The 13,618-nt window shown below is 63.0% G+C and carries 13 protein-coding genes; 9 read left to right on the top strand and 4 right to left on the bottom strand.

The features are described 5' to 3' along the window. The coding region (locus BLT65_RS46495; RefSeq protein ID WP_208545781.1) for a hypothetical protein at positions 1-362 on the top strand (362 nt) is incomplete at its 5' end. 8 nt (positions 363-370) lie between these two features. Here BLT65_RS46495 and purM read toward each other — a convergent pair. Further along, a complete protein-coding gene (gene purM / locus BLT65_RS19195) occupies positions 371-1,438 on the bottom strand; it encodes a phosphoribosylformylglycinamidine cyclo-ligase (protein WP_091779988.1) in 1,068 nt (355 codons plus the stop codon). Positions 1,439-1,535: 97 nt separating this feature from the next. Here purM and BLT65_RS19200 point away from each other — a divergent pair, with 97 nt between their 5' ends. The 8 genes from BLT65_RS19200 (at position 1,536) to BLT65_RS48430 (ending at position 8,187) form a co-directional block, all read left to right on the top strand. After that, positions 1,536-2,612, top strand: a complete 1,077-nt coding sequence (locus BLT65_RS19200; protein WP_091779991.1) for an AI-2E family transporter — start codon at positions 1,536-1,538, stop codon at positions 2,610-2,612. A gap of 43 nt (positions 2,613-2,655) precedes the next feature. Further along, complete coding sequence (gene hda, locus BLT65_RS19205) at positions 2,656-3,438, top strand: DnaA regulatory inactivator Hda (protein WP_091779994.1); 783 nt, start codon at positions 2,656-2,658, stop codon at positions 3,436-3,438. Next, positions 3,431-4,117, top strand: a complete 687-nt coding sequence (locus BLT65_RS19210; RefSeq protein WP_042313055.1) for a histidinol-phosphatase — start codon at positions 3,431-3,433, stop codon at positions 4,115-4,117. The genes hda and BLT65_RS19210 overlap by 8 nt, the downstream gene beginning before the upstream one ends. Beyond that, on the top strand, positions 4,114-5,736 hold the full coding sequence (pcnB, locus tag BLT65_RS19215; RefSeq protein ID WP_091779997.1) for a polynucleotide adenylyltransferase PcnB: 1,623 nt from the start codon (positions 4,114-4,116) through the stop codon (positions 5,734-5,736). The genes BLT65_RS19210 and pcnB overlap by 4 nt, the downstream gene beginning before the upstream one ends. Positions 5,737-5,784: 48 nt before the next feature. Continuing rightward, positions 5,785-6,348, top strand: a complete 564-nt coding sequence (folK, locus tag BLT65_RS19220) for a 2-amino-4-hydroxy-6-hydroxymethyldihydropteridine diphosphokinase (RefSeq protein WP_091779999.1) — start codon at positions 5,785-5,787, stop codon at positions 6,346-6,348. 11 nt (positions 6,349-6,359) lie between these two features. After that, entirely contained in the window at positions 6,360-7,040 is a 681-nt protein-coding gene (locus BLT65_RS19225; protein WP_091780002.1) for a deoxynucleoside kinase, read from the top strand. A 42-nt stretch (positions 7,041-7,082) separates the two neighbouring features. Continuing rightward, positions 7,083-7,898 (top strand): 3-methyl-2-oxobutanoate hydroxymethyltransferase, encoded by an 816-nt coding sequence (gene panB / locus BLT65_RS19230; RefSeq protein WP_042313062.1) that lies wholly within the window; start codon positions 7,083-7,085, stop codon positions 7,896-7,898. Between the two features lie 157 nt (positions 7,899-8,055). Further along, complete coding sequence (locus BLT65_RS48430) at positions 8,056-8,187, top strand: hypothetical protein (protein WP_255221901.1); 132 nt, start codon at positions 8,056-8,058, stop codon at positions 8,185-8,187. A gap of 33 nt (positions 8,188-8,220) precedes the next feature. Here the strand turns inward: BLT65_RS48430 and pabB are convergent, their stop codons facing one another. From pabB to dnaK, 3 genes are all read right to left on the bottom strand, one after another. Then, positions 8,221-10,101, bottom strand: coding sequence for an aminodeoxychorismate synthase component I (gene pabB / locus BLT65_RS19235; protein WP_091780004.1), 1,881 nt, complete (start codon positions 10,099-10,101; stop codon positions 8,221-8,223). Between the two features lie 24 nt (positions 10,102-10,125). After that, positions 10,126-11,259: a molecular chaperone DnaJ gene (dnaJ, locus tag BLT65_RS19240; protein ID WP_091780007.1), complete on the bottom strand. Its 1,134-nt coding sequence runs from the start codon at positions 11,257-11,259 to the stop codon at positions 10,126-10,128. 254 nt (positions 11,260-11,513) lie between these two features. Then, complete coding sequence (dnaK, locus tag BLT65_RS19245) at positions 11,514-13,466, bottom strand: molecular chaperone DnaK (RefSeq protein ID WP_042313069.1); 1,953 nt, start codon at positions 13,464-13,466, stop codon at positions 11,514-11,516. Positions 13,467-13,618 lie beyond the last annotated feature (152 nt).

Genomic DNA, 13,618 nt, shown 5'->3' on the forward strand with positions numbered 1-13,618 from the left:
AAAAAGAAATGTTGGCGGTGTTAGCCGCTTTCTTTTGCCTACTTTTCTTTGCGGCGGCAAAGAAAAGTAGGTGCCGCCCCGCACAGGGGCGACGCGTGAAGCACGAAGGCAAAGCGCGGATGCCAGCGCAAAAGCCAAAACACCGAACGGCAACGCCTGAAGCACGAACGCAACACGCGGATGCCAGCGAAAAGCCCCAAAAAACCCAAACCAACCCAAACCACTTGCGCCGCAAACACCGCCAACCGGGAGCCAGCCAAAAGCCGGAAACACCAACCGGCAACGCCCCCATCAAACTGCAAACTGCAAAAAGCAAAAAAGCCGCCCAACTCCCGCCGGACGGCTTCATAACCTCTGCCTGAAAGGCAACTCAAACCACTACAGTCTGCGCCTCACCTTCCTTGCTTTCACGCACGACACCGATCTTCCAGACCTGCTCGCCAGCGGCGGACAACAAGCCAGTAGCCTTATCCGCGTCAGCGGCAGAAACAATAACCGCCATCCCGATCCCGCAATTGAACACGCGATGCATCTCGGCATCAGCCACGCCACCATGCTTCTGCAGCCACACGAACAACGGCGGCAGCGGCCACGCACGGTGATCCAGCTCGGCCGTCAGGCCTTCCCTGAGCACGCGCGGAATATTCTCAACCAGACCGCCGCCCGTGATATGCGCCATACCCTTCACTTCGAGCTGCTGCATCAACGCCAGCAAAGGCTTCACATAAATATGCGTAGGCGCCATCAACGCATCAGCAAGCGAACGCCCATCGAAATCAGCATTCAAATCCGGCTGAGCGCGCTCAATGACCTTCCGCACCAGCGAAAACCCATTCGAATGAATACCGCTCGACGCAAGACCGAGCACCACATCGCCCGGCACGATCTTGCTGCCGTCGATGATCTTGCTCTTTTCGACCGCGCCGACGGCAAAACCCGCCAGGTCATACTCGCCGTCCGGATACATGCCCGGCATTTCCGCCGTTTCGCCGCCGATCAGCGCGCAGCCAGCCAGCTCGCAGCCCTGCGCAATGCCCTTCACGACCGTCGCGGCCGTGCCGACGTCCAGCTTGCCGCACGCGAAGTAGTCGAGGAAAAACAGCGGCTCGGCACCCTGCACCAGAATGTCGTTCACGCTCATCGCGACGAGATCCTGGCCGACTGTGTCATGCTTGTTCAGCTGGAACGCCAGCTTCAGCTTCGTGCCGACGCCGTCCGTGCCCGATACGAGCACCGGCTCCTTGTACTTTTTCGGCACTTCGAACAGCGCGCCGAACCCACCGATGCCGCCCAGCACGCCGTCGCGCAGCGTCTTCTTGGCAAAGGGCTTGATCGCGTCGACGAGGGCGTCGCCCGCGTCGATGTCCACACCCGCGTCGCGATACGACAAACCTTGGGCCGAATCAGGGGAATTCGGGGCGGATTTCGGTTGATTCATGGGGGGAGAGCTCGAAGGTCGGTAAAATGCGATTTTACCCGATGCCGGCCGCACGGCTGGAATTTGAGACGCCGACACGACACCAGGGAAACCCGTTTTGCAGCAAAACAGTCCGATCCTCACGCCGTATCAGCGCCGCGCCTTTATCTGGCTTGCCATTGCGCTGGCCGTCGGCATTCTGCTCTGGCTGTTGAGCCCCGTGCTCACGCCGTTCCTGCTCGGCGCGATCCTCGCCTATATCCTGCAGCCCGGCGTCGCGTGGATGACCCGCCGGCGCGTCCCGCGCGGCGTCGCCGCACTGCTGATGATCCTGTTCTTCGCCCTGATCGTCACGCTGCTGGGGCTGCTCGTGCTGGGCGTCATCCAGAAGGAAGTGCCGCAGCTCAAGCAGCAGGTGCCCTCGTTCTTCTCGCATCTGCACGGCTGGCTGCAGCCCAAGCTGGCGTTGCTGGGCATCATCGATCCGCTCGATTTCGCGAGCATCCGCGACGTGGTCATGGGTCAGCTCGAAGGCAGCGCGCAGACGGTCGTGCTGTATGCGTGGACCTCGATCCGCACCAGTTCGAATGTGATGATCACCGTGGTCGGCAACGTCGTGATGGTGCCGCTCGTGCTGTTCTATCTGCTGTACGACTGGAACGCGATGCTCGCGCGCCTGCGCGGCTTCATCCCGCGACGCTTTTTCGCGAAGACGATTCATCTCGCGCGCGACATGGATCACATGCTGTCGCAATATCTGCGCGGCCAGTTGCTCGTGATGGGCGTGCTCGCCGTGTTCTATGCGGCCGCGCTGTATATCGCCGGGTTCGAGATCGCGCTGCCCGTGGGCATCTTCACGGGGCTCGCCGTCTTCATTCCGTATATCGGCTTTGCGACGGGCCTCGCGCTCGCGCTTCTGGCCGCGCTGCTGCAATTTGGCGACTGGTACGGCTTCGGCGCCGTCGCGGTGATCTACGGCGTGGGTCAGATACTCGAAAGTTTCTTCCTGACGCCGCGGCTCGTCGGCGAACGGATCGGGCTGCATCCGCTCGCGGTGATCTTCGCGCTGCTCGCGTTCGGCCAGTTGTTCGGCTTTTTCGGCGTGCTGATCGCGCTGCCCGTCAGCGCGATACTGTCTGTCGCGTTCCGCGAGTTGCGGCAGAGTTATCTGTCCAGCTCGCTTTACAAGAACTGATCGCTTATCGGTTCGCATATCGGTCATTTACGGCTTATCTATTGTGTCGCGCCAATTGACGCTCGATCTCGGCACCCCGCCGCCATCGACATTCGACAACTTCTTCGCCGGCGCCAACGCCGAGCTGGTCACGCGCATGCGCGAGCTGGACGCGGCGCTCGCGGCTGGCCCGGTCGCGGACCGCACGTTCTATGTCTGGGGCGAGACGGGCAGCGGCCGCACGCATCTGCTGGAGGCGCTCGTGCATGAGGCGCCGCCGGGCCACGCGCGCTACGCCGGCCCGCAGAGCAGCCTCGCGGCTTTCACATTCGACCCTGCCGTCGCGCTGTATGCAATCGACGATTGCGACCGCCTGTCCGGCGCGCAGCAGATCGCGATGTTCAACCTGTTCAACGAAGTGCGCGCGCATCCGACCAGCGCGCTCGTCGCCGCGGGCAACGCCGCGCCGATGGGCCTCGACGTGCGCGAAGACCTGCGCACGCGCCTCGGCTGGGGTCTCGTGTTCCATGTCGCGCCGCTCGCCGACGATGGCAAGGCGGCCGTTCTGAAGCGCGCGGCGCGCGAGCGCGGCATCAATCTCGCCGACGACGTGCCCGCCTACCTGCTCACCCATTTCCGCCGCGACATGCCGAGCCTGATGGCATTGCTCGACGCGCTCGACCGCTTTTCGCTCGAGCAAAAGCGCGCCGTCACGCTGCCGCTTTTGCGCACGATGCTCGCGTCGCCCGACGGCGCCAGCACTGCGAGCGGCACGGTCGACGCCCCGCGTCGCGCGGCTGCCCAGGCTTCATCATCCGCTTCAAGTAAAATAGTCCCCCATGGCTAACCTCGCTCTCTTCGACCTCGATCACACGCTCATCCCCACCGACAGCGACCACGAATGGGGCCGCTTCATGGTGAAACTCGGCATTGTCGAAGCCGAAAGTTTCGCGCGTGAAAACGATCGCTTCTTTGCCGACTACAAGGCCGGCAAGCTCGACATTCATGCCTATCTGGTCGCGATGCTGACGCCGCTGGCGAAATACCCGCGCTCGCAGCTGAAAACGTGGCACGACCAGTACATGCATGAGGTCATCAAACCCGCCATCGTGCCCGCCGCGATGGAACTGGTGCGCAAGCATCGCGACGCGGGCGACCTGTGCTGCATGGTCACCGCGACCAACGAATTCATCACCGCGCCGATCGCCGAAGTGTTCGGCGTCGAGAAGCTGATCGCGTGCGAAGTGGAGACCATCGACGGTCATCCCGCATCGGACTACACCGGCTACCCGAAAGGCACGCCGAGCTACCGTGAAGGCAAGATCGTGCGCACGGAAGAATGGCTCGCATCGATCGGTAAAACATGGTCGGACTTCGAACGCAGCTATTTCTACAGCGATTCGCATAACGACATCCCGCTGCTCGAAAAGGTCACCGACCCGATCGCGACCAACCCGGACGACACGCTACGCGCACATGCTCAGAAGCATGGCTGGCGCATCCTCGAACTCTTTCAACCCTCGTGATCAAGAAACTCATTCGCAAGCTGTTCGGACAGGACGCAGAGCCCGCTGACGAAGCCGCGCCTCCCGCAGAAGCAGACGACTACGCTGTGCCGGAAGAGCGCGCGCACACCAGCCGCTCACCCCGTACGTCATCGAAAGCGGGCGCTGCATCGCCGAAGGGCGGTACGCGCCGCAAAGCGGCACCAACAGCCGTACACGAGCCGGACGCGCCCGTCATCATCTCGTCGGACATTCACGGCATCGACCCATCGCTGATTTCGCGCAACGCGATCCGCGTGACGGAAGGCCTGCAACAGGCGGGCTTTCGCGCGTTCATCGTGGGCGGCGCCGTGCGCGATCTGTTGCTCGGCATCGCGCCGAAAGACTTCGACGTCGCCACGGACGCCACGCCCGAACAGGTGCAAAAGCTGTTCCGCCGCGCGCGCATCATCGGGCGGCGCTTCCAGATCGTACACGTGCAGTTCGGCCAGGAAATCATCGAAACGTCGACCTTCCGCGCACTCGTGGACGCCCCACCCGCCGATGCCGACGCCCCGCCGCCGCGCCGCCTGAAGCGCGACGAGCTGGACCGTCGCACGCATGCCGTCGATGCCAGCGGCCGCGTGCTGCGCGACAACGTCTGGGGCGAGCAGCACGAAGACGCCACGCGCCGCGACTTCACCGTCAACGCGATGTACTACGATCCCGCGACGCAAACCGTGCTCGACTACCACAACGGCATGGCCGATGTGCGCGCACGCTTGCTGCGCATGATCGGAGATCCGGCAACGCGCTATCGCGAAGACCCGGTGCGCATGCTGCGTGTCGTGCGCTTCGCCGCGAAGCTCGATTTCGATATCGACGAAGCGACGCGCGCGCCCATCACCGAACTCGCCGATCTGATCAACAACGTGCCCGCCGCGCGTCTGTTCGACGAGATGCTCAAGCTGCTGCTGTCGGGCCATGCGCTCGCGTGCCTGCAGCGTCTGCGCAAGGAAGGCTTGCATCACGGTCTCTTGCCGCTGCTCGACGTCGTGCTCGAACAGCCGCACGGCGAGAAGTTCATCACGCTCGCGCTGAACAACACCGACGCGCGCGTGCGCGCCGGCAAGCCGGTGTCGCCGGGCTTCCTGTTCGCCACGCTGCTGTGGCACGACATGCAGCAACGCTGGCAGCAGTACGAGGCGAACGGCGAGTTCCCCGTGCCCGCGCTGCATCGTGCGATGGACGACGTGCTCGACATGCAGACCGAGAAGCTCGCCATCCACAAACGCTTCTCGTCGGATATGCGCGAGATCTGGGGCCTGCAGCATCGCCTCGAAAAGCGCTCGGGCCGCAGCGCGCTGAAGTTGCTGGAACACCAAAGATTTAGAGCGGGGTATGATTTCCTCCTGTTGCGCTGCGAATCGGGCGAACTGGATGAGTCGGTCGGTTCGTGGTGGACGGAGTTCATCGAAGGAGACATCGCCGCGCGCGAAGCGCTGCTTACGCAAGGCGGGAAGGACCGGGCGCCCAGAAAACGACGGCGGCGTAGCAACAGCCGAAACCGCAGCAAACAGGGCGACGGAATGGAGGGCGGCACGGCTTCAGAAAACCGCGCAGCAGACGATGCGAGCCACGACGGCCCGCATGAGGACTGACGCATTTCTGGCGCGCGCCGTCGAACGAAAGTTGCAGGAAGTTATGCCATGACGGTTGCCTATCTCGGCCTCGGCGCGAACCTCGGGGACGCGCGCCAGACCCTGAAAGACGCGGTGGTGTGTCTCGCACAACAGCACACCGTCACCGTGCTCGCGAAATCGAGCCTTTATAGAACGGCCCCGATCGACGCGGGCGGCGACGATTATCTGAATCTCGTCGTCAAGCTCGACACCACGCTGCCCGTTCGCCATCTGCTCGCGCTGTGTCACAAGATCGAGCATCACTTTGGCCGTGAGCGCCCCTTTCGCAACGCGCCGCGCACGCTCGATCTCGACATTCTGCTGTTTGGCGAACACGCCATCGACGAACCCGATCTGATCGTCCCGCATCCGCGCATGACGGAGCGTGCGTTCGTGCTCGTGCCGCTCGTCGAAATCGAACCCGCGCTGATCATCCCGCAACGCGGCCGCGCCGACGCGTTTCTGGCAGGCGTCGCCGATCAGCGAATCGAAAAAATGAAATCTCCGTGCCAGTGCGTTGCGCCCAACCCGGCCGATGCGATCCGCACGGATGACACCAGCATCGATACGCCCAAGGGCGGCTGCCCATGAACTCCCTGCCGATGTCCGCCCCGCCGCTCACCGTGACGGCACCCCACTTGCGTCCGCCGCACGGCTATCTGACGATCGAAGGGCCGATCGGCGTCGGCAAGACGTCGCTTGCGCGCCGGCTCGCGCAACGCTGGTCGATGCACGAGTTGTTCGAACGCCCGCAGGACAATCCGTTTCTCGAGCGCTTTTATCGAGACACGTCGCGCTACGCCCTGCCCGCGCAGCTGAGCTTCGCGCTGCAGCGCGCGCAGCAGGTGCAGGACATCAGCGCGCTGCGCACGGCAGGCACGCCGCTCATCACCGATTTCATGACGCAGAAGAACGACATCTTCGCGCGCCTGACGCTACAGGACGACGAGTACCCGCTGTATCGCGCGCTCGCGGCGAAGCTGGATGTGCCCGGTCCGTCGCCGGATCTGATCATCTATTTGCAGGCGAGTCCCGAAGTGCTCTTCTCGCGCATTCAAAAGCGTGCGGTGCCGATGGAACTGCAGATTTCGGATGCATACCTGCGCTCGCTGTGCGACGCGTACAACGACTTCTTCTATCACTACGACGGCGCCCCCGTTCTCACGGTCAGCGCCGAACACCTGAATCCGCTCGAATCCGACGCGGACCTTGCTTTGCTCGTCGAACGCATCGAAACGATGCGCGGGCGCAAGGAATTCTTTGTCAAAGGCGGCATGCTATAGCGTCTGGCTGTAGCGTGTAGCCGCGTTCCCAATGGATCACCCATGACCTATTTGCAGGAGACGAGCCGCAGCGCCGTCACCGTCCCGAAGCTCCAGGCGATGCGTGAAGCCGGTGACAAGATCGTGATGCTCACGTGCTACGACGCGAGCTTCGCAGCGCTGCTCGACCGCGCGGGCGTCGATTCGCTGCTGATCGGCGATTCGCTCGGCAACGTGCTGCAAGGGCAAAGCACGACGCTGCCCGTCACGATCGACGAAATCGCCTATCACACGGCCTGTGTGGCGCGCGCGAAGCCGTCGGCGCTGATCGTCGCCGACATGCCCTTCGGCACCTACGGCACGCCCGCCGACGCGTTCACGAACGCCGTCAAGCTGATGCAGGCAGGCGCGCAGATGGTGAAGCTCGAAGGCGGCGAATGGCTCGCGGACACGGTGCGCTTTCTGGTCGAGCGCGCGGTGCCCGTGTGCGGACACGTCGGGCTCACGCCGCAATCGGTCCACGCGTTCGGCGGCTTCAAGGTGCAAGGCAAGACGGAAGCGGGCGCGGCCCAGTTGCTGCGCGATTCACGCGCGATGCAGGACGCGGGCGCGCAACTGCTCGTGATGGAAGCGATGCCGACGCTGCTCGCCGCCGAAGTCACGAAACAGTTGCGCATTCCGACGATCGGCATCGGCGCGGGCGTCGATTGTTCGGGTCAGGTGCTGGTGCTGCACGACATGCTGGGCATTTTTCCCGGCAAGCGTCCGCGTTTCGTGAAAGATTTCATGCAGGGGCAGCCGAGCATTCTCGCTGCCGTCGAAGCGTACGTGCGCGCCGTCAAGGACGGCACGTTCCCGGGACCTGAGCACACGTTCTGATTGATTCTGGCGGCGCTTCGATGCGCCGCTTTTTCATTGTGAATATGTGCGGAGCCGCGCAAACACTTTGAGACCGGTCCGATTCGACCTGCAATCGGTGTCGTCTATCTTCGTTCTCCTTTCAACGCGCTCAGTGCGCGCCAACGGAGATACGAACATGAGCCCCTTCTGCCTGATCGACGTCACGCGCATCCGTGACCATGGCAATCATCCCCACGAACACGACACAACGTGGCATGCGCGCCTCGCCGCGTGGATCGGTCGCCTGTTTCACCGGCATCACGCCTGATGCGCGTTCCTTCTACGTTGCCGGCTAAACCATTCAAGCAATAATCCGCGCCGGCATCGCCCCACGCAGCGCATTGCAGAGTAGCAGCGCTTGCGCATTCAACACATCTTCCCGAGTCAGCACCCGTTCGCCGGCATGCATGTCGGGATCGTCCAGCAGCACGCTACGCATCACGCCCGGCAACACGCCCGACGACAACGGCGGCGTCCACCATCGTCCATCCAGCATTACGAAAACGTTTGACCGACCGCCCTCGGTCAGTTCGCCGCGTTCGTTGAAGAACAACGTGTCGAACGCATCGTGCGATTCGGCTTCGCGCCAGCCGCGATCGTATTCCGCGCGACGCGTCGTCTTGTGCAGCAGCAGCGGATCGGCCGCCTGCATCGTCGCGAAACCGTGATCGGGGCCGAGCAGCACGCCGGCCACTTCTTCCGTCAGCGCCACGAGCGGCGCAAACGTGATTTCCGCCGCGCCGGCCTTGTCCAGCGTCAGCCGCATCCGGTGCGGCGTGGCGTTGCGCAGCGCCGCGCATTGCGCGACGAGTTGCGCGCGCACCCTGTCTTCGTCGAACGCGAAGCCCAGCCACCGCGCGCTATTGCCAAGCCGCGCGAGATGCCGGTCGAGATGCCGCACGCCGCCTTCACGCGTCGCATACATCGTTTCGAACAACTGGAAGCCCGGGTCGGCTTCCGTCAGGAAACGTGCTTTCAATTTGCACTCCGCGTATTCGTCCTGCGCCACGCTATCGAGCACGATGCCCGCGCCGATGCCCATTTCGCCGTGCCGCGCGCCATCCGATGTGACGGCGCCGAGCGTCAGCGTGCGGATCGCCACCGACAGACAAAAATCGCCGCACTGCTTGCCGACTGTTTCGCCAAGATCCGCCTGCGCGTCGAGCCAGCCGATTGCGCCCGTGTACAGCCCGCGCGGCGTGGATTCGAGCTGCTCGATCAACTGCATGGTCTTGTGCTTGGGCGCGCCCGTGATCGAGCCGCAAGGGAAGAGCGCGCGCAGCACCTCGGCAAACGAGGTGCGCGGCTGCAACGTCGCCGTCACGGTCGACGTCATCTGCCACAACGACTGATACGGTTCGATCGAAAACAGCGCGGGCGTTTTCACCGTGCCGGTTTCCGCGATCCGCGAGAGATCGTTGCGCAGCAGGTCGACGATCATCACGTTTTCCGCGCGGTTCTTCGGGTCGCTGGCGAGGAATTCGGCAGCCGCGCGATCCTGCTGCGCATCCGACGAACGCGGCGCGGTGCCTTTCATCGGCCGCGTGCGCAACGAAGCGCCCTTCTTCTCGACGAATAGCTCCGGCGAGCACGACACGACCCAGCGGTCGTCGGGCAACGCGATCAGCGCACCGTAATGAACCGACTGCCGCGCGCGCAGCCGCCGGAACAGCGCGGCGGGCGTGCCGAACACGTCGAAGTACAACCGATAGGTGTAGTTGATCTGATAGGAGTCGCCAGCGCGCAGCGCGTCGTGAATCGCGCCGATGGCCTGCGTGAACTGCGTTTCGTCGACACTCGCATGAACGCCGCCGATGCCCGCCACAGAAGGCTCGACGGCCGCGCTGTCGTAGAGCGCGAGCCATGCGTCGACCTCGTCGCGCGACATCTTCCGGCATGTGTCGAACAATAAAAAACGCAGCGTGCCACTGGCACGCTGCGTCTTCTGCTGCAAAGCCTGTCCAAATTCGTAGTCGGCCAGCACGACGGCGAACAGCCCGCTGTCGACATCGGCCGAAGCCGCCTCGCAGACGGCGTCCAACTGCGCGCGGTCAGTGCAAACGTGCTCGCGACGAAACCCCGTGTACAGCCGGCTCGAACGGCGACTCGCAGTCGAGTCGCAGTCGTCCAGCAACGCGAACACGGAGCTTCCTTCGTGAGCCGCTGTTTCCTGAGCCGCCATGCATGCCGCCAACGTCAGAACGCGTTAATCGAAAAAGCTCTTGACGCGGTCGAACCAGCTCTTGCTCTGCGGGCTGTGACGCGCGCCGCCTTCCACGAGCGACTTCTCGAACTGCTGCAGCAGTTCGCGCTGCGCATCGGTGAGCTTGACGGGCGTTTCCACCTGAACATGCACGTACAGATCGCCCGCGATGCTCGAACGCAAACCCTTGATGCCCTTGCTGCGCAGCCGGAACGTCTTGCCTGACTGCGTGCCTTCCGGCACCGTGAAGCTCGCGCGGCCGGCAAGCGTCGGCACTTCGATCTCGCCGCCCAACGCCGCCTTCGTGAACGGAATCGGCATCTGGCAATGCAGATCGTCGCCGTCGCGCTCGAACACGGCGTGCGCCTTGATGTGAATCTCGACGTACAGGTCGCCCGACGGACCACCGTTGATGCCCGGCTCGCCGTTGCCAGCCGAACGGATGCGCATGCCGTCGTCGATACCCGCCGGAATCTTCACTTCCAGCGTCTTGGTTTCCTTGGTCTTGCCCGCGCCGTGGCAGTGCGTGCAAGGCTCGGGAATGTAGGTGCCCGTGCCGTGGCACTTCGGACACGTCTGCTGGATGCTGAAGAAACCTTGCGACATCCGCACCGCGCCCGAGCCGTTACAGGTCGGGCAGGTTTCCGGCTTCGTGCCCGGCTTCGCGCCCGAGCCGTGACAGATTTCGCACGACACCCAGCTCGGCACGCGGATCTGCGTGTCGTAGCCGTGCGCGGCCTGCTCGAGCGTGATTTCCATGCTGTAGCGCAGATCGGCACCGCGGTAAACCTGCGGACCGCCGCGGCCGCCGCGCCCACCGGCCGCTGCCTGGCCGAAGATGTCGCCGAAGATATCGCCGAATGCGTCGGCAAAACCGCCGAAACCCTGGGCGCCCGCACCCGCCATGTTCGGATCGACGCCAGCGTGGCCGTACTGGTCGTACGCTGCACGCTTTTGCGAATCCGACAGCATTTCATAGGCTTCCTTCACCTCTTTGAAATGCTCTTCCGCATCCTTGTTGCCCGGATTGCGGTCAGGGTGGTGCTTCATCGCGAGCTTGCGATAAGCCTTCTTGATTTCGTCGTCGCTCGCGTTCTTTGCAACGCCCAGAATCTCGTAGTAATCCCGTTTCGCCATATCGGTTCAACGCCATCCGCGCGATGCGGCGCGGCGGCTCCTCTTGAATGCTGGAGTCTCGCGACTCGTAAGGCTCTGGCCTCGACCGCAATTACGGGTCAAAAGCCGCGCCCTCCATAAAACAAATGTGCCCGGAGAGCCGAAAGGCTCGCCAGGCGCGTGATCGGTTCAGACGCCGTGGAGGCGCTCAACCCTTTGCAGCCGGGCTGCGCACGGATGACATGCGCAGCCTTGCGGTCAGATAGCAACCCGGCTTAGTCCTTCTTCACTTCCTTGAACTCGGCGTCGACGACGTCGTCGGCCTGCTGGCTTTGGCCCGCTGCCGCTGCTTCCGCACCGGCTGCGCCCGCACCTGCCGCGCCCGCTGCACCTTGCGCCTGCATGTCGGCGTACATCTTTTCGCCGAGCTTCTGCGAGGCCGTTGCAACCGTCTCGATCTTCGCTTCGATCGCAGCCTTGTCGCTCGAGCCGCTCTTCAGCGTTTCTTCGAGGTCCTTCAGCGCGGCTTCGATCTTTTCCTTCTCGCCCGCGTCCAGCTTGTCGCCGTACTCGGTGAGCGCCTTCTTCGTGCTGTGGACCAGCGCATCACCCTGGTTGCGGGCGTCGGCCAGTTCACGCAGCTTGTGATCTTCTTCCGCGTTCGCTTCCGCGTCCTTCACCATCTTTTCGATTTCGGCTTCGGACAGACCCGAGTTCGCCTTGATCGTGATGCGGTTTTCCTTGCCCGTCGCCTTGTCCTTCGCGCCGACGTGCAGAATGCCGTTCGCGTCGATGTCGAAGCTCACTTCGATCTGCGGCACGCCACGCGGTGCGGGCGGAATGCCTTCCAGGTTGAACTCGCCCAGCAGCTTGTTGCCCGCCGCCATTTCGCGCTCGCCCTGGAACACCTTGATCGTCACGGCGCCCTGATTGTCGTCCGCCGTCGAATACACCTGAGCGTGCTTCGTCGGGATCGTGGTGTTCTTGTTGATCATCTTCGTCATCACGCCGCCGAGCGTTTCGATGCCCAGCGACAGCGGCGTCACGTCCAGCAGCAGCACGTCCTTGCGGTCGCCCGACAGCACCTGGCCCTGGATCGCCGCGCCGACAGCAACGGCTTCGTCCGGGTTCACGTCACGGCGCGGTTCCTTGCCGAAGAATTCCTTGACCTTCTCCTGCACCTTCGGCATACGCGTCTGGCCGCCGACGAGAATCACGTCGTCGATGTCGCTCACCTTCACGCCTGCGTCCTTGATCGCGACGCGGCACGGCTCGATGGTGCGTTCGATCAGGTCTTCGACCAGCGCTTCCAGCTTGGCGCGCGTGATCTTCAGGTTCAAGTGCTTCGGACCCGATGCGTCTGCCGTGATGTACGGCAGATTGATTTCCGTCTGCTGACCCGACGACAGTTCGATCTTCGCCTTTTCAGCCGCTTCCTTCAGGCGTTGCAGCGCGAGCACGTCCTTCGACAGATCGACGCCCTGCTCTTTCTTGAACTCGCCGATGATGTAGTCGATGATGCGCTGGTCGAAGTCTTCACCGCCGAGGAACGTGTCGCCGTTCGTCGACAGCACTTCGAACTGCATTTCGCCGTCCACGTCCGCGATTTCGATGATCGAGATGTCGAACGTGCCACCGCCAAGGTCGAACACCGCGATCTTGCGGTCGCCCTTTTCGGCCTTGTCCAGACCGAACGCCAGCGCAGCAGCCGTCGGTTCGTTGATGATCCGCTTCACTTCCAGACCGGCAATACGGCCTGCATCTTTCGTAGCTTGACGCTGGCTGTCGTTGAAGTACGCGGGAACCGTGATCACGGCTTCCGTGACTTCCTCGCCGAGGTAGTCTTCAGCCGTCTTCTTCATCTTGCGCAGCACTTCCGCCGAGATCTGCGACGGCGCGAGCTTTTGCCCATGCGCTTCGACCCAGGCATCGCCGTTGTCGTGCTTGACGATCTTGTAGGGCATCAGGCCGATGTCCTTCTGCACTTCTTTTTCTTCGAAGCGGCGGCCGATCAGGCGCTTGACCGCGTACAGCGTGTTACGCGGATTGGTGACCGACTGACGCTTGGCGGGCGCGCCGACGAGGACTTCGTTGTCGTCCATGTAAGCGATGATCGACGGCGTGGTGCGCGCACCTTCCGAGTTCTCGATCACCTTGACCTGATTGCCTTCCATCAGCGCCACGCACGAATTCGTGGTGCCGAGGTCGATGCCGATGATTTTGCCCATTTTTACTAATCTCCTGACTTTGATCGCTGCGGGCATCGCTGGCTGACCCATCCGGCCACCGGGCGTCCCGCCCCTGAAATTCATCCTGCACTCAACATAAGTGCAGTCGCATCGTTTTCAAGACCCTTAATGCGATGCGGTCATTAAATTTT

Origin of the sequence: Paraburkholderia steynii, assembly GCF_900100565.1 — a bacterium.
Taxonomy (GTDB): domain Bacteria; phylum Pseudomonadota; class Gammaproteobacteria; order Burkholderiales; family Burkholderiaceae; genus Paraburkholderia; species Paraburkholderia terrae.

Excerpts from the sequence above, each read along its gene's own strand:
- purM (WP_091779988.1), bottom strand. The coding sequence starts at position 1,438 with ATGAATCAACCGAAATCCGCCCCGAATTCCCCTGATTCGGCCCAAGGT.
- BLT65_RS19210 (WP_042313055.1), top strand. The coding sequence starts at position 3,431 with ATGGCTAACCTCGCTCTCTTCGACCTCGATCACACGCTCATCCCCACC.
- folK (WP_091779999.1), top strand. The coding sequence starts at position 5,785 with ATGACGGTTGCCTATCTCGGCCTCGGCGCGAACCTCGGGGACGCGCGC.
- BLT65_RS19225 (WP_091780002.1), top strand. The coding sequence starts at position 6,360 with ATGTCCGCCCCGCCGCTCACCGTGACGGCACCCCACTTGCGTCCGCCG.
- panB (WP_042313062.1), top strand. The coding sequence starts at position 7,083 with ATGACCTATTTGCAGGAGACGAGCCGCAGCGCCGTCACCGTCCCGAAG.
- BLT65_RS48430 (WP_255221901.1), top strand. The coding sequence starts at position 8,056 with ATGAGCCCCTTCTGCCTGATCGACGTCACGCGCATCCGTGACCATGGC.
- pabB (WP_091780004.1), bottom strand. The coding sequence starts at position 10,101 with ATGGCGGCTCAGGAAACAGCGGCTCACGAAGGAAGCTCCGTGTTCGCG.
- dnaJ (WP_091780007.1), bottom strand. The coding sequence starts at position 11,259 with ATGGCGAAACGGGATTACTACGAGATTCTGGGCGTTGCAAAGAACGCG.
- dnaK (WP_042313069.1), bottom strand. The coding sequence starts at position 13,466 with ATGGGCAAAATCATCGGCATCGACCTCGGCACCACGAATTCGTGCGTG.